Origin of the sequence: Streptomyces sp. NPDC093546, assembly GCF_044765045.1 — a bacterium.
Taxonomy (GTDB): Bacteria; Actinomycetota; Actinomycetes; order Streptomycetales; family Streptomycetaceae; genus Streptomyces.
The window spans coordinates 18,708-40,653 of sequence record NZ_JBIWJG010000016.1 but is presented as its reverse complement, the minus strand read 5'-3'; the positions used below and the strand labels follow the sequence as shown (position 1 = coordinate 40,653).

Below are 21,946 nucleotides of genomic sequence, written 5' to 3'. Positions count from 1 at the left end.
GCCTCGGCATCTCCCATGCTCAGATCACGCCCCGAATCGTTTCGAACATCGATCGCAATTCCTGTTTCACTCCAGGGCCCAGACCGTCCAGGTCCCGCTCCGATATGCCGCCGCGCATTACCTCTTGCAGGAACAGACTCGGTAAGTCCGTTCCGAATCCCTCCTGGAGGGTGATGAGATCATGCTCCGCTACTTCGTCGTACAGATCACCGTGGCGCGGCGGGACGGCGTAGGTGGTCCCCGCCTTCTTGGAGTGGCGCCCCTTCTGGTCGGCACCCTTCTGCGGCTTCCCTTTGAAACCATGCTTCATGTCGAAATGGGCGCGCTGGTCGGGCGACAAGGCCTTGAGGGACTCCAGGCGCTTTGCCATGGAGGACATTCCGACGGTCCTATTCGGCTGCCGGGCCAGGACCCGGTTGGGAATGTAGTTCTCCATCTCCCGGAAGCTGAGGACGTGCGCACTCACGCCTTCGCGGGCCGCGGCTTCGGCCTTCTCGTGATTGCCGGTCCGGTCCTTGGGGTGGAAGCTGTCGCTGTCGATGACGAGGACCACACGCTTGGTACGGGAGAACTGCGCGGCCTGGTCGACGGCGTGCCGGGCCGCCCCGTCCTTGCCACCTCCGTTGTACACACCGAGGCGACTCCCCGCCTTAGCGTCGATGACGTCCTCGCAGCCGAGCAGTCGCGCGAGCGCCTCGATCATCTGCCAGTCATAGATCGCGTTCTCCACGACCAGCACGGCCGGCCGCTCCAGGTCACGGATGTCCGCCGTGAGCGTCTCGCTGGCCACCCTGACCACGCCCGCGGTCCCCTCGTGCGGCGCCCAGACCTGCGCCATGCTCGCCTTCTGCGCGAGCAGCAGGTAGCTCTGCGCCAGGACCGGGAGGTGACGCTCCAGGAACGCATGGACGGCGTCCACATCACGCGGGGAGATAGCCCACTCGTGCCGCGCCTCCCTGAAGAACGCGATCAGCTTCAATATGAGCTCCGCGTTCTCGTCGCCCTGACGGCCCTTCAGCAGGTCGACAGGAATCTCAACGCGCATCGTCGATCCGATTCGCCTGCGCGTCCGCGAGGGCGCGCGCCTCCTCGAAGTCCTCCGCGAAGACCCCCCGCGGCCAGTAGTCGAGGTTGCCGAGAGCGTCCACCTCGATCTTCCGCAGGGTGGCGGCCCCCTCGGCCTGCTCAACGAAGTAGATCTTCACGTCCTCCGGCGCCAGCTTCCGCTCCGCGACCCGCCGGCGCAGCCTGAGGAGGAAGTTCTCGCTGTGCGTCTCCACCAGGAAGCGCACCTGCGACTCCTGCACGGCGTCGACGTAGAGATCGGCGATCGCGGCGTGCGCCGAAGGGTGGAGATGGAGTTCGGGCTCCTCCACGATCTCGATCACCGGCCCGGCGGGCGGTTCCGCGCGATCCGCGGCCCGCTGGATCACTATCGGCAGGAACTGGACCACACCGGTGCCGACGTCGTCGATGTGGACGACGAGATCGGGGTCGCGCAGGGAACGCAGCTTGGGGATGTACATCCCGGAGCCGACGTCGGTGACTTCGAGGCGCCACCAGGGCAGGATGCTTTCCAGCAGGGTGTTCACCTCACGGCCGATCAGACCGCGCCCGTACACCTCGTCCGCGGCGAGCATGCCGAGCGCCCTCTCGCCCCGATAGCCGACGCTGCCCAGGGTTTTGGCCGGAGACCGGAAGAAACGCTCCGGGCTCTTCCTGAACGGACCCAGATACCGGATCTCGTCGAAGCCTTCCCGAATGAGCCCAGTGACGCCGCTGACACCACCGACGGAGTCCGGCCAGTCGGCCGGATCCGGCAGCAGCCCGCGAAAACCAACTTTTCCCTCATGGCCGTCGATAAGATAAGCGCGCTTCTCAGGAGAGTAGGCGTCTATGCCGCGGATCCAGGAGATGTTCGCGACCTCCGACCCGCAGGAGACCTCCAACGAGGAAACCAGCTGCGTTCCCTGATTGGCGATGTTCTGGACCTCGGCGGTGGTACTGACTACCTCGCCGCCCTCGATGCCGATCGATGCGCCCAGGCGAATATGCCCATGGGGTGACGAGCCGTGGATCAGATCGGTGAACGAAGGGGTGAAGCCCTGGATCAGATCCAGGTCCAGAGGGTACGGGGAGTCGCCGCGGATACCGATGGACAGCAGCGGGAGCGCTCGCACGACGGCGCTCTTGCCGGAATTGTTACGACCCAGCACGATGGTGATCTTGCCGAGCTCCACCTCCTGCTTCTCTTTGAAGCAGCGATAGTTCTCCAGCGAGAACCTCTCCAACGACACCTGGGCTCCGTTCGCTCACACCATGTCCGGCGCACGCCGCCCCAACGGCCCGTCGGCGTGGCTGCGGCAATACTCTCAGACGGCGGCAGCTCGGCACCCGAGTTTCGCTCTTCCCCACTGCACAGATGGTCGACGTCTGCTTCGGAGTTCGAGCTATCCGGCAAGGCCGTGAGCCTCCACACGACAACCCCTCCCCCTGGACTGCAGCGGTGCTGCGCGAGGCTATGAGCGTGAGCTCCAGGAAGGGCAGCGGACCGATCAGCTCCTCCAGGGCCACGGGCGGGTCCGGCCCTGAGACCTCCTGCAATGGGCACGATCGTCATCACCTGCAGCCAACAACAGCTCCGTCCCCTCCCGAAGTTGTCCACAGGCCTCGCGCCGATCAGCCGAACGGCCGACACTTGACGGGACGTGGACGCCGGCGGAGGGGGACGTACATGCGGGACGCGTACGCGCAGGGGGCGGGGCTGCGGGAGGGCCATCGGGCCGAGGCGGAGCGGCTGTTGGCGCGCGCCGTGGAGGAGGAGGTGCGGAGCTCGGGCGGGCGGGCCGACGCCGCGGTGCTGCTGGCGCGGGGGCGGGCCGCGCTGGAGGGGATGGCGGCGGGCGCGGCGGAGGAGTACGCGGCGTACGTCCGGGCCCTGGACGCCCTGGAGGAGGCGGAGGCGGGGCGGCTGACTCTCGGGGCGCGGCTGCGGGGGCCGGCGGTGAGCACGTCCGCGCTGGTCACGGTGGTGGCGGCGACCGCGGCCGTGGGGGCCGACCTGGCGCTCGGCACGGCGCCGGGCACCGCGCTGGGCGCCGGCGCGGTGGTGGCGGTGGCGGGGGCCGCGGCGACGGTGCTGAAGGTGACGGCGGGGCACTGGCCGGCCGCGCACCGCAGGGCGGGCGCGCTGGGGCAGCCGGGCGGCCCGGAGCAGCTGCGGCTGCAGTGGCTGACGGCGCTGGAGGTCCGGGGCATCCGCCCGTTCCTGGACCAGCAGCGGATGCTGGCCGCGGCCGCGCTGGAGAAACCGGAGCCGAAGGCGGTGCCCCTGCGCGGGCTCGACCGCAGCGCCATCGCCCGGCGGCGGGCCGCGCTGGAGCAGTCGTACGGGCAGCTGCCGGAGCCGGACGCGCCGTTCGCGGGGCGGCGGGGCGAGCTGGAGCTGATCGAGCGCTGGGTGCGCGCGGCGCGGGCGGCCACGGAGACCCGGCCGACGGTGGTGGTGCTGCACGGCGAGCCGGGCGCGGGCCGCACCGCGCTGGCCGTACGGGCGGCGCACCGGCTGCGGGACCTGTTCCGCGGGGCGTGCCTGGTGGACCTGCGCGGCGCGGGCGGCGACGAGCCGCCGCTGGCGACACGGGACGCGCTGCTGAACCTGCTGAACCGGCTGGGCGCGCCGCGCGAGCAGCTGCTGCCGCGCGAGCGGGCGTCGGCGGAGCAGCAGGTGCGCAGGCTGACCGAGCTGTACCACCAGCATCTGGCGGGGCTGCCGGTCACGGTGGTGCTGGACGACGCGCACGACCCCGCACAGGTGCGGACGCTGATCCCGGAGCGGTCCGAGGGCCTGGTGCTGGTGACCGCGCGTGAGCCCCTCGACCTGGGCGAGGACGTAACGGCGTGGGTGCGCCACCTGCCGGTGGGCGGCCTGGACGAGGCGGGCACCGAGGAGTTGCTGCGGGGCGCGGCGGCCGAGGGCTCCGAGCCGGGCCCGTACGACGCCGAGGCCACGGAGCGGCTGCGGGAGCTCTGCGGCGGGCTCCCCCTGGCGCTGCGGGTGGCGGGTTCCGCGCTCGGCACGCGTCCGGCCGCGGAGGCGGCGCGGCTCCTGGAGCGGCACCCGGGCGGCCCGGGCGGCCCGGGCGGCCCGGTCGAGCGGGCCCTGAGGGTCTGCTACACCACCGACCTCTCCCACGACCAGCGCCTGCTGCTGCGCCGCCTGGCGCTGGCGGGCCGCGCCTCCCTGGGGGCGGCGGCCGCCGCGGCGCTGCTGGAGGCGGAGGAGCCGGAGGCGCGTGGGCGGCTCCGGGAGCTGGCGGACGCGGGGCTGCTGGACCAGGTGCGGGGCGACCGGTTCCGGCTGCACGACGCGGTGCGGGCGTTCGCGGCTGCGCGGCTGCGCGAGGAGGAGGACGCGGCGGACATCGCGGCCGCGCAGGAGCGGCTGATCCGCCACTACGCGGAGCTGGCCGACGCGGTGATCCGCATGGTGGACGGCAAGATGTCGACGCGCGCCGGCCACGGGGGCCGCTTCGACGGGCACGGCTTCGCGTCGCTGGACGCGGCGCTGCGCTGGCTGGACGACGAGTCGGGGTTCATCACGGCGGCGCTGCGGCAGGCGGAGGGCGTCTCCCGGCAGACGGTGCTGGACCTGCTGGGCGCGCTGTGCGACTACTGCCTGCTGCGCGGCGACCTGTACCGGCTGGGCGAGCTCCAGCAGCTGACGGAGGAGGTCGACCAGGGCCTGCTGGTCCGGTCGGTGCGGTGGCGCACCGGTATCGCGGCGCGCCAGCTCGGCGAGCTCGACACGGCGCGGACGACGCTGACGTCGGTGGTGTCGCTGTACCAGGAGGCGCGGCAGGACGCGGGCGCGGCGCTGGCGCTGTGCTCGCTCGGCATCACGCTGCACCACCAGGGCAACCTCCCGGAGGCGGCGGCCCGGCTGCGCGAGGCGCTGGAGCTCCAGGCCGCGCCGGAGCTCGCGGCGGACCGGGCGTGGACCTTGCACGCGCTGGCGGCGGTGGAGCGGGACCGGGCGAACCTCGCCGAGGCGCTGCGGCTGCTGGACACCTCCCTGGCGCTGCACCGCGAGAACGAGTCGCTGCACGGTGAGGCGTGGGCCGACTTCCAACTGGGCCAGGTCCGCCTGCGGATGGGCGACGTGGAGCGCGCCGAAGCCGCCCTGCGCACGGCCCTCGACCTGTACGGCCGCACGCACGACGACCGGGGCGAGGCGTGGGCGCTGACCCAGCTGGGCCGGGCCCGGCTGGTGGACGGCGACGCGGCCCCGGCGGTGGACCAGCTGCGCACGGCGCTGGCACGCCACCGTGACAGCGAGGACGTACGCGGCGAGGCCTGGACCCTCTACTACCTGGGCCAGGCGCTGGAGGAGCACGGCGACACCGACGAGGCCGTCCGGCATCTGGAGCGGGCGCGCGCGATGTTCTCGCGGATGCGGGACGTGTACGGCCTGGCCTGCGCCCGCCACCACGCGGGCCGCCTCACCCGCGACCAGCGCGCCGCGCAGACCGGCAACCTCCGCAACTCGGGCTTCGCCCGCCAGCTCCTGGTGGACGCCCGCGCGGACTTCCGCCGCATCGGCGTCCCCCACGGCGAGGCGTGGACCTCCCTGGAACTGGCCATCATCGACGCGGGCAACAGCCGCGCCCCGCAGGCGCTGGCCCTGTGCGACGAGGCGGCGGACTTGTTCGCCTCGTACGACGACCGCCGCGGCGCGGACTGGGCCCGCTTCCTGCGCTGCACGCTGCTGCCGTACGCCTCCCCCGGCGGCGTGGAGGTCGGCACGGTCGTCGCCCAGCAGGAGCTGTCCGACCTGCTGGACACCAAGCACCCGGCCCGCGACCCCAAACTGTCGGACTGCCTGACGGCCTGGTCGCTGGTCCTGGAACGGGGCATACGCCTGGAGTCCCCCTGGCAGCCGTGGCCCCTGGGCCTCACCCCGAACCGGCACGCGCGGGAGGTGATGGGCGTGCCGGTGGACACCGCGCGGGGCTGACCGCTTGCGCGGCGGCCACCACGACTGGGACGCTCGAATCCGGTGCCCGGCTCTGGCGAAGGGGGGACGGAGTGAGGGACCCGCGGCCCTTACCCCTGCCGGACGATCCGGTGCCCTTCGTCGGGCGCGCGGAGGAAGCGGCCCGGCTGCGCGAGGTGCTGACCCGGCCCGGACACCATGTGGTCCTGCACGGGCAGCCGGACGTGGGCAAGTCGGCGCTGGCGTACCACCTCGCCAGGGAGGCTGCGCGCGCCACGGGGGCGCCGGTGTACCACCAGTCCTGGTCCGGGTACCCGGAAGTGACGCTGGTGCGGCTGCTGGGGCAGCTGGGTCTCTCGCGGCGGGCGTTCATGGAGATCCTGCACCTGACGGGTGCGACCGCGCTCGGCGCCGTACAGCGACTGTGCGCCGAGCACTTCGCCGAGCGGCAGGCGTTCGTCGTGCTGGACGACGTGCCGACACCGGCCGCCGGCCGGGAGCTGCTCGCCGCTTTCACGGGCACGCCCGTCTCCGTCGTCCTCACGTGCCGCGAAGGCGGTTGGGACGCGGCCCCCGGGATCCTCGCGCACCAGGTGGAGCCGCTCGGCCAGGCGGACAGCCTGTCCCTGGCGGGCCTGCCGGCCGACGTGGGGCCGGAGTTGATGCGGTGCACCGGGGGGCTGCCGCTGTACGTGCGGATCGCCGGGGGGCTGGGGCCGCCGTTCCCCGAGTCGGGTGAGGCGCTCGTGCGCTGGGCGCTCTCCCGGCTCCTCCCTGTCGTGCGGAGCGACCTGGGCCGAGTGGGATCAACGGGCATGCCCCGCTTCTCCACCGAGACCTGGACCGCGCTCCTCCGCAAGGAGGGGACCGCACCCCCGGTGACCACGCTGCGACTGCTGGAGCATCTGGTGAGGGCCGGGCTCCTGTCTCCGGCGCACTCCGGCACCTTCGCACTCCCCACAGGCGTGAGCGACCTGTTGGGCCGGGACAAGCCGCAGCCCAACACCGTCATCCGACCGTACGAGTCCCAGCTGTCGAGGCTGATCACCGCCGCGCCCGCCCCCAGGCGGAAGGCACTGGTGGATGAGTACCTCGACTGGGTCGTGTCCCGCCCCTCGATGGCGACCGCTCCTCCTGCCCGCCTCTCCGACCACGATCAGCTGGTGGCGCTCCTCTGGACCGCCGAGCGGGGCGGGCGGCTCCCTGCGGAGGTACGGAAAGGCCTCTTCCTGGTCGGTGCCGACGCCGCCCTCGAGATCGGCTGTACCCCGGTGGCCCGGCGGCTGTTGCGCGATGTCATGCCGAGCCGCGAGCAAGCTGTGCTCGAACACCACTCCGGGAACTTGTACGGGGCACTCGAGGCGGTCGACAGGGCCCGGCTCGCGAGCGGCGACGACGAGCGCCGCTTGTTGACCGTTCGGGCATCCATCCTCATCGACCAGGGATTCCCTCACCAGGCGCTGACCCCACTGGCGCGGTCCGGGAGCACAACCTCCTCGCACTCCTGGTTCCTCGAGCTTTCCCGACTGCAGCTCCTGCTCGGCCGGGCCGACGCCGCGCGGACAGCACTGGAATCCGCCCGGGCGACGGCCACGGAACGCGACGACGATCGCCAGGGCCGGCTCCTCACCCAGGAAGGGCGGCTCCTCCTGCTCAGCGGCCGGCCGGCCGACGCCCACAGGACGTTCCGTGACGCCCTCTCCGCCCACAGGGCCGTGGAGGACCTCCGTGGTGAGGCGTGGGCCCATCACTACATCGGCCTGGCCCTGGCGGACATGCCGCTCACCACAAGGGCACAGGCCGCACTGTTCCGGGCCCTCGTCCTCTTCAAGAAGCTGCCGGACAAGTTGGGGGAGGCGTGGACGCTCCACCACCTCGGCCTGCTGGCTCGCTGGGCCGATCCGGACGGCGCCGCCCGCGTGCACCTGCACCAGGCTGAGCAACTGTTCACGGAGATCGGCTGTCCTCACGGCAGCGCGTGGACCGCATTGGAGTTGGGCCTGCTGTACGCCCTCGACCACGCGGGCGGCGGCGCGAAAACACAAGCCATGGCCCGGTTCTCCACCGCCGAGCACCTGTTTCTCAGCATGGGCGACGAGAGCGGACTGCTCTGGGCGGCCTACGCACGCACCGCTCTCTCCTCGGGCGACGGGGAAGAACCACTCGCGTTCCTCCGAGAGCTCGTGGCACGGAGGATTCCGGCCCGCCACGACGTCGAAAACCTGATCGGCGACTGGCGCCTCCGGCACGACGAGCCCAGCCGTACGCGCTACCTCCTGCCCCGCCGGGCCCGCGACACGATCGCCCCGAGCGACGGCACGGTCTCCGGATCCGGCCTCCCCACCGACTGCCACGTACGCCTCACGCTCCTCGACAACCCCACCGGCACGGCGATCCTGCTGCGGGTCGTCCCCGGTGACCTGCATCCGTGGGCGTCGGCCGGCCGCGGGCGCGTGCCCTGGCTCACCGCCGTCGCCACCCCCCTCACCCGTGGGGACATCGAACCGGCCACGGGCCTGGTGCGGCCTTCCCACCAGGGGTCCGACGGGGCGGAGTTCCGGTTCACCCCCCACCGCCCGGGCATCCACCGGATCCGTTTCACCATCGCGCACGAGTCCACGGGGACGGTGCTCCAGCAGGTGGAGACCGAGATCGACATCGCCGACTCGGCGTCCGGACCTACCGCGACGGCCTCGGACCCCGCACACGTACGGGGGTTGTGAGCGCGTGGCCACCGAGCTCCCCGTCCGCATCGTCCAGAACCCGAGCCGCCACTTCACCCGTGTCCAGGACCTGGTGGTCCAGGGCCCCGACGTCATCGTCGGCTTCGACCTCTGCGGCGAGGACCGCATCAGGGCCCGGCTCTACGGGCGGGGTGTGCCCGCGCTCAAGGGCACCGAGCACAAGGCCGACCTGGCTGCGAAGCCCGGGGAGGTACGGGCGGCCGCCGCGCGGCTGGCGCGGCTCTGGCAGGAGCTCTTCGTCGGCTTCCGGCCCGGCACCGGCGACGGGAGGCCGGTGCCCGGCCGCCCCGAGCTGCCGTACGCCGTGCTGACGGACCTGAGCGGGGAGCCGGAGGACGAGCTCCACGCGGCGGTCGAGGAGCTGGCCTGCGCCGGAAGCGACCTGCTGCACCACACGCTGCTCGGCGGAACCGGCCGCCAGGTCGAGCTCTTCCGCGAGTTCCTCGTCCACACGCTGGCGGACGACAGGCTGCGGATCCGCTTCGACTCGGACCTGTTCATTCCGTGGCCGATGCTCAGTCTGCTGCCGTCCGACCTGGAGGACCGGCGCGACGAGGACCGGCGCGACGGCTTACCGGGGCTGTTCGACCGGTTCCTCGGCTACCGCCACCAGATCGAGCAGACCGGTGGATCGTATCCGTGGCTCGGCCACCGCCCCGAGCCTCCCCACCTGCCGGTGGTGAGCCTCAACCACGACACCGGCATCGACCGGAGGGCCGCCACACGGGCGGCGGAGGTGGCGTCGCTCCTCGCCTGCGGGACGACGTTCGTCGAGCGCACGACGCGCCGCGAGCTGGTGGCCGCGCTGTCGGACCCGGACCTCTCCGACCAGCTGATGTACTTCTGGTGCCACGGCTCGTTCCTGCCGAACGGCGCCGAGGCGCCCTACCTCGCCGTCCGGCTCAGCGACTCCTCCACCATCGACGCCCAGCTGGTGCGGGAGCGGCGCAGGGGCTTCGGGGACGGCACCCCGTTCCAGCCGTTCGTGCTGCTCAACGCCTGCCATGCCGGGGTGCCCGAGGGGGACGTCGACCGGGCGTTCCTCGGCCGGGCGCTGATCGAGCACGGGGCACGCGGCGTACTCGGGCCGCAGATCGCGATGCCGCAGCCCTTCGCCGCCGAGTACGCGCTCGCCTTCCTGCCCCGCTATCTCGGTGGCGGCGAGACGGCCGGCGAGATCGTCCACGCGCTCGCCCGCCGGTTCGCCGACGAGTTCCGCAACCCCCTCGGCTTCGCGTACGCGCTCCACTGCGGCATGGACGCGCGTCTGGAGCGCGCCCACATTTCCGCGGCGGGTCAGGACCAGGAGGTCGCCGTATGACGCCCGACAACACATTCCGGGTCGTCGATCTCGACGAGACCGGATGGCTGCTCGACAGCGGCCGGCCCGTACCCGCCGACCGTCTCGACGACCACTTCGCGGCCGAGCTCACCCCGCCCGCCTGGGCCACGGACATCTTCGTGTACGTCCACGGCTGGCGTACGAAACCGGAGTCGGCCCTCGACGCCGCCCGGCGGCTGGGCGCCCTCGTCGCGGAGCGGCTGGCGGAGCGCCCCGCCTCCTACCCGCGGCTGGCAGCCGCCTTCGCCCCCTGGACAGTGCTGGTCCGCTGGCCGTCCCGGGCGGGCTACCGCACCACGCGCGACCGGGCCCATGCCATGAGCACGGCGGACGGCGCCCACGCGGCCCGCGTCATCGGGCACCTGCTCGGATACGTGGACGCGCACCGCGCCGACCCGGCGGCGGCCCCCGTCCTGGCGAACCGGGACGGGCAGTACCTCCACCTGGTGGGCCACTCCTTCGGCTGCCGGTTCCTCTGCGAGGCGGTGCAGTGGGCCGCGGAGGGCGCGCCCGGCGCCACCCTCGGCTGGTCCCGTAGCGGACCGCCGGACCGGCCGTTCACCGTGGACGGCATGCTGTTGTTCCAGATGGCCGCGCCCCGCGACGCCTTCGCCACCACCTTCACCGCGCTGGCCGCCGCGCCGCTGCGCGGCCCGGTCGTCGCGACGTACGCGGAGCGCGACTGGGCGACCGGCCTGTGGCACCGGATCGCCGAGAAGCGGCGCGGCATCGGCAACCAGGGCATCGGCACCGCACCGGAGCCGGTGTCCCAGGTGCGGATGCTGCCGCCGGACCAGCCGTACGCGAAGAGGGACCTCGACCACTGGTTCGTCAGCGTCGACGCGGGGTCCGTGTTCGTGAACGGCCACGGCCCGGCGGGCGCCCACTCCGACCACCTGCGCCCCGAGTCCGCGCACCTGCTGCTGTCGCTCGCCGAGCACGCGCGCTGAGCGGCGGGCGCCGACGGCCCTGTTGCCCCGCCGCTAGTTCCCCGCCGCCGCGCCCTTGGGCGCCTTCCCCTTCGGCGCCGCCTCCGGCTCCGGGGCTTCCTCGAAGTCGACCTTGCCCATGTGGCGGTTCATCGACTTCATCAGCATCCACACGGCCACGGCCATGACGGCGAAGACGATGAAGCCGAGGACGCCCGGGGTGACCTTGTTCTTGTCGAATTCCTGGGCGGCGATCGGGACGAGCTGGGTCAGTGCCTGGTGTGCGCTCATGTCAGGCATTGTCCCGGATGCCCGCGAAGAGGTCGTCCTCGGGGAGGGAGGTGTCGACGAGCGACTTGGCGAGCTCGTAGTCCTCGGTGGGCCAGACCTCCTTCTGGATCTCCATCGGGACGCGGAACCAGCCGCCGTCCGGGTCGATCTGGGTGGCGTGGGCGATCAGCGCCTTGTCGCGGGTCTCGAAGAAGTCGGCGCACGGAACGTGCGTGGTCAGCGTCCGCTCGGCGCGCTGGAACTCCTTCCAGCGCTCCAGCCACTCGCCGTACGGCGACTCCAGGCCGCGGGCGAGGAGCGCCTCGTGGAGCGCGACCGTGCGCGGCCGGTTGAAGCCCTGGTTGTAGTAGACCTTCAGCGGCTGCCAGACGGGGCCGAACTCCTGCTCCGGGTACTTCTCGGCGTCGGCCGCACCCTCGAAGGCCACCATCGTGATCTTGTGGGTCATGATGTGGTCGGGGTGCGGGTAGCCGCCGTTCTCGTCGTACGTCGTGATGACCTGCGGCCGGAAGGCGCGGATGGACTTCACCAGGCGGCCGGCCGCCTTGTCGACGTCCTCCAGGGCGAAGCAGCCCTGCGGCAGCGGCGGCAGCGGGTCGCCCTCGGGCAGGCCGGAGTCGACGAAGCCGAGCCACTCCTGCCGGACGCCGAGGATCTCGCGCGCCTCGTCCATCTCCTTGCGGCGCACCTCGTGGATGTTCTCCTCGATGTACGTGTCGCCCTGGAGCTTCGGGTTGAGGATGGAGCCGCGCTCGCCACCGGTGCACGTGACGACCAGCACGTCCACCCCCTCGGACACATACTTGGCCATCGTGGCCGCGCCCTTGCTCGACTCGTCGTCGGGGTGGGCGTGAACGGCCATCAGTCGCAGCTGCTCGGTCAAGACTCGATCCTCGGTGAATAGTCGGCGTGGGGCGGCTTCTATAGTGACGGAATCGGCGCACGGAAAATTCCGTCGTCCGGCGTACGAGAGGACCGATCATGAGCGCGGTGCGGGAAGGGCTCCCCGAAGGCCGTTACGGCCGCTCGGCGGACGAGCGCGCCGACCGCGGGCTCAAGGTCCTGGGCGCCGTACTGGGTGCCGCGCTGCTCGCCGTGGTCGGCTGGTTCGGGTACGACTACGTCGCCGGCCAGAAGATCAGCGCCGAGGTGATCAAGTTCGACCTCTCCTCGGAGGACCGGGTCGCGGTCCATCTGGAGGTCCGCAAGGAGCGGGACGCCCGGGGCTACTGCACGCTGCGGGCGCTCGCCGAGGACGGCGGCGAGGTGGGCCGCAAGGAGGTCCGCTTCGACGGGGCCGCGACGCGGCTCGACGAGATCGTCACGGTGCGTACGACGGCGGAGGCGACCAGCGCCCAGTTGCTCGGCTGCACCTCGGAGTAGCCTGAAGTAACCGGAACGGCCCTGTCCGATTCTGCGCTGACCTGCGACGACGCAAAATAAGTGACGTTCGTCCTCCCCCTTTCTCCACGAAATTGTTAGGCTCGTGGTTTCGCCCATCCAGGAAGGCAGAATGCTTCTGGGTAGGGCGTTGCTTTGTATCCCAGTACCGACGAGGAGCACCTGTGACCCAGACCAGCGAGAACGTCACCTGGCTCACCCAGGAGGCGTACAACCAGCTCAAGGCCGAGCTGGAGTACCTGTCTGGTCCCGCGCGAACCGAGATCGCCGCGAAGATCGCGGCTGCGCGCGAGGAGGGCGACCTGCGCGAGAACGGCGGGTACCACGCGGCCAAGGAGGAGCAGGGCAAGCAGGAGCTGCGCGTACGCCAGCTGACCCAGCTGCTGGAGCACGCGAAGGTCGGCGAGGCTCCCACGGAGAGCGGTGTCGTCGCGCCCGGCATGGTGGTCACCATCGCGTTCGACGGCGACGAGGACGACACCCTGACCTTCCTCCTCGCCTCCCGCGAGTACGCGAGCTCCGACGTCGAGACCTACTCCCCGCAGTCGCCGCTCGGCACGGGCGTCAACGGCAAGAAGGTGGGCGAGGACGCCCAGTACGAGCTCCCGAACGGCAAGAAGGCGTCCGTCAAGATCCTCGACGCCAAGCCGTACCAGGGCTGAGCCCGCGCTCATCGACACGAGGGGCCGGGCCGCGCGAGACGCGGCCCGGCCCCTTTTCGTACGCCCTGTTTTCGTATGCCCGCGCCCTCAGGCGGCGGCCGACCGGTACTTGCGCACCGCCAGGGTCCGGAAGACGGCGATGATGATCAGCGACCAGATGATCGAGGCCCAGACCGGGTGCTGCATGGGCCAGGCGCTGGAGTCCGAGACTCCCGGGTTGCCGAACAGCTCACGGCAGGCCTGGACGGTGGCACTGAAGGGGTTCCACTCCGCGATGTGGCGCAGCCAGGGCGTCATCTTGCTGGAGTCCACGAACGCGTTCGAGATGAACGTGACGGGGAAGAGCCAGATCAGGCCGCCGGAGGTGGCCGCCTCGGGCGTCCGCACGGAGAGGCCGATGAGGGCGCCGATCCAGGAGAACGCGTACCCGAGGAAGAGCAGCAGTGCGAAGGCGCCGAGCGCCTTGGCGACGCCCTCGTGGATCCGCCAGCCGACGAGCAGCGCGACGATCGCCAGGACCACGACGGTGAGCGCCGTCTGTACGAGGTCGGCGAGCGTCCGGCCGGTGAGCACCGCCCCCCGGGCCATCGGCAGGGACCGGAACCGGTCAATGAGGCCCTTGTGCATGTCGTCGGCGATGCCCGCGCCGGCGCCCGCGGTGGCGAACGTGACGGTCTGGGCGAAGATGCCGGCCATCAGGAACTCGCGGTAGACGCCCGGCGAGGTGGTGTTCCCGATGTTCATGGAGCCGCCGAAGACGTAGCTGAACAGCACCACGAACATGATCGGCTGGATCAGCCCGAAAATAACCATTTCGGGAATCCGGGACATACGGATCAAATTCCGCTTGGCGACCACCAGCGAGTCGCCGACCGACTGAGCCATGCCCCCGCGCGGGCGGGGCACCAGGACCTTCGGGGCGTCGGAGAGGGTGCTCACTTCACGGCCTCCTTCGCGGCCTCGGTGTCCTCGTCCCCGCGCTCGGCGGCGTGGCCGGTCAGCGAGATGAACACGTCGTCGAGGGTGGGGCGGCGCAGGCCGATGTCGTCGATCTCGACACCGTGCGTGTCCAGCTCGCGGATGACCTCGGCGAGCAGCTTGGCGCCACCGGTGACCGGCACCGTGAGCTTGCGGGTGTGCTCCTCGACGGCGACCTCGCCCTTGCCGAGGCCCCGTAGCACCTCGCGGGCCGGCGCGATCTCGTCGTGGCCGTGGACGACGACCTCGACGCGCTCGCCGCCCGTGCGCGCCTTGAGCTGGTCGGAGGTGCCGCGCGCGATGACCTTGCCGTGGTCGACGACGCAGATGTCGTGGGCCAGGTGGTCGGCCTCCTCCAGGTACTGCGTGGTGAGCAGCAGCGTCGTGCCGCCGGCGACGAGCTCCTTGATGACCTCCCACAGCTGCTGGCGGTTGCGCGGGTCGAGGCCGGTCGTCGGCTCGTCCATGAACATCACGGGCGGGGAGACGACGAGGGCGGCGGCGAGGTCGAGGCGGCGGCGCATGCCCCCGGAGTACGTCTTCGCGGGGCGGTCGGCGGCGTCGGCGAGGTTGAACCGGTCCAGCAGCTCACCGGCGCGTATCTTCGCCGCCTTGGCGGACATCTGGTACAGCTGCCCGACCATCTGGAGGTTCTCGCGGCCGGTGAGGTACTCGTCGACGGCCGCGAACTGCCCGGAGAGGCCGATGGAGCGGCGGACTTCGTTGGGGTGCTTGAGCACGTCGATGCCCGCGACGACCGCCCTGCCGCTGTCGGGCCTCAGGAGCGTGGTGAGCACGCGCACGGTGGTGGTCTTGCCGGCGCCGTTGGGGCCGAGAAGCCCCAGGACCGTCCCCTCGGGGACGTCCAGGTCCACGCCGTCCAGAGCCCTTACGGCGCCGAAGGTCTTCACGAGACCCTCGGCATGAATAGCGCCTGGCATGTGGGTTCTCCCGTTGGCAGGTGCGAGTGGTGGGTCGGGCGTATCAACACGTACTACCCGAGCGTAGGGACGCCGAGGTGGTCGCGCTCGGCGAACATGACAACCCGCTCACCCTAACGCGATACATCGCGTTTGCCCAACCCTTTTCACCGACCGCACTCGCGATAGCCAACGCGATATGCGATACCCCACGCGATATACGGCGCCTCGCGCGCCCGCGCGCCCCCGCCCCTCACTCCATGACCACGTACCCCGCGTCCCGCAGCGCCGCCCGCACCTCCTCGCAGTGCTCCGGCCCCTTGGTCTCCAGGTGCAGCTCCACCTCCACCTCCGTGAGCCCGAGGCGGGGATCGGTGCGTACGTGCCCGACGTCGAGGACGTTGGCGTCCACCACCGACAGCACCCCGAGCATCGTCGCGAGCGCCCCCGGCCGGTCCGTCAGCCGCAGCCGCAGGCTCAGGTAGCGACCGGCCGCCGCCATGCCGTGCCGCAGGATCCGCTGGAGCACCAGCGGATCGACGTTCCCGCCCGACAGCACCGCGACCACCGGCCCCTGGAAGGTCTCCGGCGCGCTCAGCAGCGCCGCCACCGGGCTCGCCCCGGCCGGCTCCACGACCATCTTCGCCCGCTCCAGGCACAGCAGCAGCGCCGACGACAGGGCGTCCTCCGAGACCGTGCGGACGTCGTCGACGAGCTCGTCCACGATCGCGAACGGCACGTCACCGGGGCGGCCCACCTTGATGCCGTCGGCCATCGTCGGCGCGGTGTCCACGGCGACCGGGCGGCCGGCCCGCAGCGAGGGCGGATACGCGGCGGCGGCCTGCGCCTGCACCCCGATCACCTTCACGTCCGGGCGCAGCGCCTTGACCGCCGTCGCGATGCCCGCGACCAGGCCGCCGCCGCCGACGCCCACGAGGATCGTGCGCACCTCCGGGCACTGCTCCAGGATCTCCAGCCCGACCGTGCCCTGCCCGGCGATGATGTCGTGGTGGTCGAAGGGGTGGATGAACACCGCGCCCGTCGCCCGCGCGTACTCCTGCGCGGCGGCCAGCGTCTCGTCGACCACGTGACCGTGCAGCCTGACGTCGGCGCCGTACTCCCGGGTCGCCGCCACCTTCGGCAGCGGAGCGCCGACCGGCATGAAGACCGTGGAGCGCACGCCCAGCAGGGAGGAGGCGAGGGCGACGCCCTGCGCGTGGTTCCCGGCGGACGCGGCGACCACCCCGGCCGCCCGCTCCTCCGGGCGCAGCCCGGCGATCCGCACGTACGCGCCGCGCAGCTTGAACGAGCCCGTCCGCTGGAGGTTCTCGCACTTCAGGTGTACCGGGGCCCCCACCAGCTGCGACAGGTGCCGGCTGCCCTCCAGAGGGGTCATCCGGGCCACGCCCGACAGCATCTTCTGCGCCCCGCGGATGTCGTCCAGGATGAGCGGGTGTGAGGGGTGTGGCGTACGGAAGCTCATGACCGCCAGTCTCGCAGCTCACACCACCACTCACATCACCGCTCACCTGGGCGCTGACGCCCCGCCGCGCCGCCGCTCATCACGTTTGTGCAGCACTGGTACGGACTCGCGCGGGTCCGCGTACTCTGTCCCCCACCAACCACCACCACCGCACGAGAGAGCCGCAGCCATGCCCACGTCCCAGGACATGACGACTGATCTTCACCAAGGCCTCCTCGATGCCCTCCAGCACGAGGTGGCCGTCTTCGCCCGGCGGGCGGAGCAGACTCGCCTCGGCGGCACCGGCCAGCTCCGCAACTCGATGGACCGGGCCGCGTACCTGCTGCTCAACCGGCTCGACCGGGAGGGCCCCATGGGCGTGAAGGCGCTGGCGGCCGGGATGGGCATCGACTCGTCCACCGTCACCCGCCAGGTGGCGCCGCTGGTGGACACCGGCCTGGTCAAGCGCACCTCGCACCCGGAGGACGGCCGGGCGGTCGTGCTCCAGCTGTCGCCGCGCGGACAGGCCCGGCTGGAGGAGGTCCGCTCCTCGCGGCGCGACCTGATGGCGCAGGTGACGGAGGGCTGGACGGAGGAGGAGCGCGAGTCGTTCTGCACGCTGCTCACCCGGTTCAACTCGGCGCTCTCGGCCCGCCAGGCCGGACTGCCGCCCGTGGAGACGCCCGCGGAGACGCCCGCGGCGGCGGCCTCGCCGGAAGAGGGCGCGACGGAAGCCTCCCCGGCCTCTTGACCCGGCCGTGCGCACGGCCTCATATGAGGACGTGCGACAGCGGCGGCGGGCGACGGCACGGCGAGCACCGGCCCACCGCGCCCGCGAGTTCGAGGCGTTCGTGGCGGGCGCGGCCGGCCGGCTGCTGCACGCCGCCACGCTGCTGACCGCCGAGCCGCCCGCCCGCAACCCGCGCGCCCAGGAGCTCCTGACCGCCGCGCTGGCCGCCACGTACACCCGCTGGGACCGGCTGCGCGGCGAGGACCCGTACGACATCGCCCGCCAGGAGCTGACGGAGCGGTTCGCCCGCGCGGCATGGCGCTTCCCCCGCGCGCGGGACGGCCTGCTGTCCGCGCTGACCCCTCGGGAGCGGCTCGTCCTCGTCCTGTGCCTGTACGAGGGGATCGGCGAGGAGCGGACGGCCGCCCTGCTGGGCCTGCCGGTGGAGCGGGTGCGGGCCCTTGGTACGCGTGCGGTCCGCGCGATGCGGGCACGGGCACGGCGCCGCGACGGCGGCGCCGCGACGGACGGGCGGTGACGGCGCCGTGATCGACCCCGCGAAGGAGGCCGAGGTCCGGCGGATGCTCCAGGCCCCGCCGCGCCCGCGGGTCCCGGCCGACCTCGCCGCCCGCGCGGTCGAGCGCGGCACCCGCAGGCTGCGCCGCGCCCGCCTGCTGCGGCGCACGGCGTGGCTGGTGCTGTGCGCCGCGCTGACCGCGTTCACGGTGTGGGCGTCGGTCGTGGAGCCCTAGGGCGCTGCCTTCCGGGTCTAGCCGAGCGCCTGGCGCAGGTCCGCCAGGAGGTCGTCGGCGTTCTCGATGCCGACCGACAGCCGCACCAGGTCCCCCGGGACCTCCAGCAGCGAACCGGCCACGCTCGCGTGGGTCATGCGGCCCGGGTGCTCGATGAGCGACTCGACGCCGCCCAGGGACTCGCCCAGCGTGAACAGCTTCGCACGGTTGCAGACCTCGACCGCCGCCTCCTCGCCGCCCGCAACGCGGAAGGAGATCATGCCGCCGAAGTCGCGCATCTGCTTGGCGGCGACCTCGTGGCCGGGGTGCTCGGGCAGGCCGGGGTAGAGCACCTGCGTCACCTTCGGGTGCCGGGTCAGCATCTCGGCGACGCGGGCGGCGTTGGCGCTGTGCCGGTCCATCCGGACGGCGAGGGTCTTGATGCCGCGCAGCACGATCCACGAGTCGAAGGGGCCGGCCACCGCGCCCATGGCGTTCTGGTGGTACGCGAGCTCCTCGCCGAGCGTCTCGTCTGCGGTCACCAGGGCGCCGCCGACGACGTCGGAGTGGCCGCCCATGTACTTGGTCAGCGAGTGCACGACGACGTCCGCGCCGAGCGCGAGCGGCTGCTGGAGGTAGGGGCTGGCGAAGGTGTTGTCGACGACGAGCTTGACGCCCGCCGTGCGGGCGATGTCCGCGAGGGCGGCGATGTCGGTGATGCCGAGCAGCGGGTTCGAGGGCGTCTCGACCCAGATCGCCTTCGTACGGTCGGTGATCGCGTCCCGTACCGCCGCCGGGTCGGAGGTGTCGGCGACGGACCACTCCACGCCCCACCGGGCCACGACCTTCGCGAACAGGCGGAAGGTGCCGCCGTACGCGTCGTTCGGGATGACCACGTGGTCGCCCGGAGCGAGGAGCGCGCGCAGCAGACAGTCCTCGGCCGCGAGACCGGAGGCGAAGGCCAGGCCGCGGCGGCCGCCCTCCAGGGCCGCGAGGTTCTCCTCCAGGGCGGTACGGGTGGGGTTGGCGCTGCGGCTGTACTCGTAGCCGCCGCGCAGGCCGCCCACACCGTCCTGCTTGTAGGTGGAGACCTGGTAGATGGGCGGGACGACCGCGCCGGTCAGCGGGTCAGCGGTGTTGCCCGCGTGGATGGCGCGGGTCTCGAAGCTCTGGTGCGTGTGCTCGTCGCTCATGCACCCCGAGCGTAGTCGGGCCCGCGGTGGAGCGGAGCCCACGCCGCCGCCGGGTCCGGACTGTCGGTGGGGTCCGCGACAATGGGCGCATGGAGATTCTCTGGTTCCTGTTGGCGGTCGGTCTGATCGGCGTGGTCCTGGCGTCGTTCCTGTCGCGCCGCCGCGGCGGCATCCGGCTGGTCGACCCGGGCGCGCCGGACGCGGCCGACCCGAGCGCGTACGGCTTCGTGCGCCAGGAGGAGCTGGACGTACGCATGCCGGGGCCCGACCAGGACCTGGTCGACGTGCTGGACGTGGTGCAGCGGACGCAGGACTGGCGGGCCGCCTCGCAGCTGCTGGCCGGTACGGACAAGGACGGCGAGGTGCGCTGGCAGCGCGTGCAGGCGTTCGCGGGGGCGGCGGCGCTGGAGCTCCAGCAGCAGCCGGGCACCGGGGGCGCGTGGCTGCGGGCATGGCGGGCCGAGAAGCCGAAGGACCCGGGCGGCGCGGCGGTGCACGCGGAGTTCCTGGTGCAGCAGGCGTGGCGTTCGTCGTCGGCCGGCACGGACGACTTCCGGATCATCCTCGAAGAGGCGCGCACGGTGAGCGGCGAGGCGGCGCTGCTGGCGCCCGGCGACCCGGTGCCGTACATCATCGAGCTCGCCGTCGCGCGCGGGCTCGGATACAGCCACGAGCAGTTCGACCAGGTGTGGGCGAAGATCATCGACCGGGCGCCGCACCACATGGGGGCGCACCTGGCGGCGCTGCACTACTGGTGCGAGAAGTGGCACGGCTCCCGCCGGGACGCGGACCAGTTCGCCACCGCCGCGGCGGCCCGCGCCCCGCGCGGCTCGCTGCTGGCCGCGCTGCCGCTGTTCGCGGTCTTCGAGCACCTCCCCGAGGTGGCGCTGGTGCGGGACTTCTACGGCACCGAGGTGGTCTCCAAGGCCATGGAGGGCGCCTTGTACGCCGTGCACTCGGCCCGCCCGGACGACCCGATGCTGGCGCACGTGCGCCATCTGCTGATCCACTTCCTGGTGAGTTCCGAGCGCTGGTCGGAGGCGATGCACCAGCTGGTGCACGTGGACGGTCACGTGGGGGCCCTGCCGTGGACGCTGAGCGAGGACCCGGCGGCGCAGTACGCGATCTTCCGGGCGCTGGCGGTGGCGGGCTACGAGGCGAACGGCGGCAGCCCGGCGACGCTGCCGCGCTGAGCCCGTTGTTATGGGAACGGGGGTGGCCCGGCCGGGCCACCCCCGCTTCTGCGGAAGGTGTCAGAAAGCCGTCTCGCGGTCGTCCCAGTCGTAGTCGACGCTGTCCTTGCGCAGCCGGCCGGTGCCGTTGTTGGCGTACAGCTCCAGCAGCGGATCGTTCAGCGCGTAGAGGTCGTTGGTGCCGTCCCCCTGGACATCTCCGACGGCGAAAACGCGGCTGAACTTCTTCCAGCCCGTGCCGATCAGCTTGCGGGGGCCCAGGGTGCCGGTGCCGCGGCCCGGGTAGAGCCAGAGGTTGCCGGTCGAGTCGCGGGCGACGAGGTCGTTTTGGCGGTCGCCGTCCATGTCGCCGGCGCCGACGAGCGCGGTCATGGACTGCCAGCCGCTGGAGCCGATCTTCTGGCGCGCGGCCACGGTGCCGGACGCCTTGCCCGGGTGCAGCCACAGCACGCCGGTGGAGTCCGTGGAGATCAGGTCGCCCTTGCTGCCGTCACCGTTGAAGTCGCCCACGGCGGTGAGGTGCCTGAGCGACTGCCAGCCGGTGCCGATCTGGACGCGCCGCTTGAGCCCGCACGTGCCGTTGCCCGGGTACATCCACAGCGCGCCGGCGGTGTCGCGGGCGACGATGTCCTCCGCGCCGTCGCCGTTGCGGTCACCGTGGCGCAGGAGCGCGGTCATGGACTGCCAGCCGGTGCCGATGCGCATGGCCGTGTAGCCGCGCAGCAACCACAGGTTGCCGGCGACCGAGCGGAAGACGAGGTCGGTGGAGCCGTCCCGGTCGAAGTCGCCGACGGGCTTCGCCGCGCCACCGGGGGCCGTCGGCGCCGCCCACTCCATGTACTCCTTGCCGCTGCCGCACTCGTGCTGGGTACGGGCGAGGCGGAAGGAGCTGACGTTGTTGTCGAGGTAGCTGTTCTCGTCCCTGATGTAGGTGAGCTCGTGGCCCTCGCTCCCCTTGCCCGCGTAGAGCACCACGTGGTGGACCGAGTCGGTGTACTCGTACCTCGGCTGGCTGTAAATACAGGCGTACAGCCCGGTCCGGTTGCGCAGCGCGGACGCCTTGTTGTCGAAGGTGCCGAGCGTGGCCGCGCTGCCGCTGTACGTGGTCATCGTGCCCGTGCCGTCGGCTTTGTCGAACAGGCAGAACTTCCCCTGCGGGCAGCGGTCGTACCCGGACGCGGCGTGCGCGCTCGGGACGGCCGTCGCCAGCACGCCGAGCGCGGTGAGCGCGGCGGTGGCCGCCGCGCGCAGGGAAATACGCAGGTTGCGCATGTGGTGTGTGCCCCCCTGTGGCAGTGAATCGCGTCAGAGTAGCCCCACGGATCTCGGTTGCCCCCAGCGGCCCCGCCGGGTGATACTCCGCTTCCCCCCACGC

The 21,946-nt window shown here is 72.1% G+C and carries 19 protein-coding genes; 10 read left to right on the top strand and 9 right to left on the bottom strand.

The features are described 5' to 3' along the window. Positions 1-19: 19 nt before the first annotated feature. Both ACIRNI_RS27440 and ACIRNI_RS27435 read right to left on the bottom strand, forming a co-directional pair. A complete protein-coding gene (locus ACIRNI_RS27440) occupies positions 20-1,045 on the bottom strand; it encodes a hypothetical protein (protein ID WP_403555349.1) in 1,026 nt (341 codons plus the stop codon). Next, entirely contained in the window at positions 1,035-2,297 is a 1,263-nt protein-coding gene (locus tag ACIRNI_RS27435) for a DUF3696 domain-containing protein (RefSeq protein WP_403555347.1), read from the bottom strand. The genes ACIRNI_RS27440 and ACIRNI_RS27435 overlap by 11 nt, the downstream gene beginning before the upstream one ends. A 437-nt stretch (positions 2,298-2,734) precedes the next feature. On the opposite strand from ACIRNI_RS27435, the gene ACIRNI_RS27430 reads away from it, so the two are divergent. The 4 genes from ACIRNI_RS27430 to ACIRNI_RS27415 all read left to right on the top strand — a co-directional run bounded on the left by ACIRNI_RS27430 (position 2,735) and on the right by ACIRNI_RS27415 (position 11,031). Next, complete coding sequence (locus tag ACIRNI_RS27430) at positions 2,735-6,016, top strand: tetratricopeptide repeat protein (protein WP_403555345.1); 3,282 nt, start codon at positions 2,735-2,737, stop codon at positions 6,014-6,016. Between the two features lie 71 nt (positions 6,017-6,087). After that, positions 6,088-8,718: a hypothetical protein gene (locus ACIRNI_RS27425; RefSeq protein WP_403555343.1), complete on the top strand. Its 2,631-nt coding sequence runs from the start codon at positions 6,088-6,090 to the stop codon at positions 8,716-8,718. 4 nt (positions 8,719-8,722) lie between these two features. Next, positions 8,723-10,060, top strand: a complete 1,338-nt coding sequence (locus tag ACIRNI_RS27420) for a CHAT domain-containing protein (protein ID WP_403555341.1) — start codon at positions 8,723-8,725, stop codon at positions 10,058-10,060. After that, positions 10,057-11,031, top strand: a complete 975-nt coding sequence (locus ACIRNI_RS27415; protein ID WP_403555339.1) for a hypothetical protein — start codon at positions 10,057-10,059, stop codon at positions 11,029-11,031. Before ACIRNI_RS27420 ends, ACIRNI_RS27415 begins: the two co-directional genes overlap by 4 nt. 33 nt (positions 11,032-11,064) lie before the next feature. On the opposite strand, the gene ACIRNI_RS27410 is transcribed toward ACIRNI_RS27415, so the two are convergent. Further along, on the bottom strand, positions 11,065-11,301 hold the full coding sequence (locus tag ACIRNI_RS27410) for a hypothetical protein (protein ID WP_403555337.1): 237 nt from the start codon (positions 11,299-11,301) through the stop codon (positions 11,065-11,067). A gap of 1 nt (position 11,302) precedes the next feature. Continuing rightward, the gene (gene mca, locus ACIRNI_RS27405; RefSeq protein WP_356642648.1) at positions 11,303-12,184 is read right to left on the bottom strand and encodes a mycothiol conjugate amidase Mca; all 882 of its coding nucleotides are present in this window, start codon (positions 12,182-12,184) and stop codon (positions 11,303-11,305) included. A gap of 98 nt (positions 12,185-12,282) precedes the next feature. Between mca and ACIRNI_RS27400 the strand changes: the two genes are divergently transcribed. Next, complete coding sequence (locus ACIRNI_RS27400) at positions 12,283-12,684, top strand: DUF4307 domain-containing protein (protein ID WP_403555335.1); 402 nt, start codon at positions 12,283-12,285, stop codon at positions 12,682-12,684. 182 nt (positions 12,685-12,866) lie between these two features. Beyond that, complete coding sequence (greA, locus tag ACIRNI_RS27395; RefSeq protein WP_355358966.1) at positions 12,867-13,364, top strand: transcription elongation factor GreA; 498 nt, start codon at positions 12,867-12,869, stop codon at positions 13,362-13,364. 87 nt (positions 13,365-13,451) lie between these two features. On the opposite strand, the gene ACIRNI_RS27390 is transcribed toward greA, so the two are convergent. The 3 genes from ACIRNI_RS27390 to ilvA all read right to left on the bottom strand — a co-directional run bounded on the left by ACIRNI_RS27390 (position 13,452) and on the right by ilvA (position 16,745). Next, on the bottom strand, positions 13,452-14,249 hold the full coding sequence (locus ACIRNI_RS27390; RefSeq protein WP_403555545.1) for an ABC transporter permease: 798 nt from the start codon (positions 14,247-14,249) through the stop codon (positions 13,452-13,454). A gap of 50 nt (positions 14,250-14,299) precedes the next feature. Next, positions 14,300-15,283 carry an ATP-binding cassette domain-containing protein gene (locus ACIRNI_RS27385; protein ID WP_403555333.1) on the bottom strand — a complete coding sequence of 328 codons (984 nt, stop codon included), beginning with the start codon at positions 15,281-15,283 and terminating at the stop codon, positions 14,300-14,302. Between the two features lie 232 nt (positions 15,284-15,515). Then, the gene (gene ilvA / locus ACIRNI_RS27380) at positions 15,516-16,745 is read right to left on the bottom strand and encodes a threonine ammonia-lyase (protein WP_403555331.1); all 1,230 of its coding nucleotides are present in this window, start codon (positions 16,743-16,745) and stop codon (positions 15,516-15,518) included. A 169-nt stretch (positions 16,746-16,914) separates the two neighbouring features. Between ilvA and ACIRNI_RS27375 the strand changes: the two genes are divergently transcribed. From ACIRNI_RS27375 to ACIRNI_RS27365, 3 genes are read left to right on the top strand one after another with little or no spacing between them, the layout of a single operon-like run. Further along, positions 16,915-17,475: a MarR family winged helix-turn-helix transcriptional regulator gene (locus tag ACIRNI_RS27375; RefSeq protein WP_403555329.1), complete on the top strand. Its 561-nt coding sequence runs from the start codon at positions 16,915-16,917 to the stop codon at positions 17,473-17,475. A gap of 31 nt (positions 17,476-17,506) precedes the next feature. Beyond that, entirely contained in the window at positions 17,507-17,992 is a 486-nt protein-coding gene (locus tag ACIRNI_RS27370) for a sigma factor-like helix-turn-helix DNA-binding protein (RefSeq protein WP_403555327.1), read from the top strand. A gap of 7 nt (positions 17,993-17,999) precedes the next feature. Continuing rightward, a complete protein-coding gene (locus ACIRNI_RS27365; protein WP_403555325.1) occupies positions 18,000-18,206 on the top strand; it encodes a hypothetical protein in 207 nt (68 codons plus the stop codon). Positions 18,207-18,223: 17 nt separating this feature from the next. On the opposite strand, the gene ACIRNI_RS27360 is transcribed toward ACIRNI_RS27365, so the two are convergent. Next, positions 18,224-19,378: a cystathionine gamma-synthase gene (locus tag ACIRNI_RS27360; protein WP_403555323.1), complete on the bottom strand. Its 1,155-nt coding sequence runs from the start codon at positions 19,376-19,378 to the stop codon at positions 18,224-18,226. Between the two features lie 89 nt (positions 19,379-19,467). On the opposite strand from ACIRNI_RS27360, the gene ACIRNI_RS27355 reads away from it, so the two are divergent. Next, positions 19,468-20,571, top strand: a complete 1,104-nt coding sequence (locus tag ACIRNI_RS27355; RefSeq protein WP_403555321.1) for a hypothetical protein — start codon at positions 19,468-19,470, stop codon at positions 20,569-20,571. 60 nt (positions 20,572-20,631) lie between these two features. Here ACIRNI_RS27355 and ACIRNI_RS27350 read toward each other — a convergent pair whose 3' ends face one another. Continuing rightward, on the bottom strand, positions 20,632-21,843 hold the full coding sequence (locus ACIRNI_RS27350; RefSeq protein WP_403555319.1) for an FG-GAP-like repeat-containing protein: 1,212 nt from the start codon (positions 21,841-21,843) through the stop codon (positions 20,632-20,634). Positions 21,844-21,946 lie beyond the last annotated feature (103 nt).

Excerpts from the sequence above, each read along its gene's own strand:
- ACIRNI_RS27440 (WP_403555349.1), bottom strand. The coding sequence starts at position 1,045 with ATGCGCGTTGAGATTCCTGTCGACCTGCTGAAGGGCCGTCAGGGCGAC.
- ACIRNI_RS27430 (WP_403555345.1), top strand. The coding sequence starts at position 2,735 with ATGCGGGACGCGTACGCGCAGGGGGCGGGGCTGCGGGAGGGCCATCGG.
- ACIRNI_RS27415 (WP_403555339.1), top strand. The coding sequence starts at position 10,057 with ATGACGCCCGACAACACATTCCGGGTCGTCGATCTCGACGAGACCGGA.
- ACIRNI_RS27410 (WP_403555337.1), bottom strand. The coding sequence starts at position 11,301 with ATGAGCGCACACCAGGCACTGACCCAGCTCGTCCCGATCGCCGCCCAG.
- ACIRNI_RS27400 (WP_403555335.1), top strand. The coding sequence starts at position 12,283 with ATGAGCGCGGTGCGGGAAGGGCTCCCCGAAGGCCGTTACGGCCGCTCG.
- ACIRNI_RS27390 (WP_403555545.1), bottom strand. The coding sequence starts at position 14,249 with ATGGCTCAGTCGGTCGGCGACTCGCTGGTGGTCGCCAAGCGGAATTTG.
- ACIRNI_RS27385 (WP_403555333.1), bottom strand. The coding sequence starts at position 15,283 with ATGCCAGGCGCTATTCATGCCGAGGGTCTCGTGAAGACCTTCGGCGCC.
- ilvA (WP_403555331.1), bottom strand. The coding sequence starts at position 16,745 with ATGAGCTTCCGTACGCCACACCCCTCACACCCGCTCATCCTGGACGAC.
- ACIRNI_RS27375 (WP_403555329.1), top strand. The coding sequence starts at position 16,915 with ATGCCCACGTCCCAGGACATGACGACTGATCTTCACCAAGGCCTCCTC.
- ACIRNI_RS27360 (WP_403555323.1), bottom strand. The coding sequence starts at position 19,378 with ATGAGCGACGAGCACACGCACCAGAGCTTCGAGACCCGCGCCATCCAC.
- ACIRNI_RS27355 (WP_403555321.1), top strand. The coding sequence starts at position 19,468 with ATGGAGATTCTCTGGTTCCTGTTGGCGGTCGGTCTGATCGGCGTGGTC.
- ACIRNI_RS27350 (WP_403555319.1), bottom strand. The coding sequence starts at position 21,843 with ATGCGCAACCTGCGTATTTCCCTGCGCGCGGCGGCCACCGCCGCGCTC.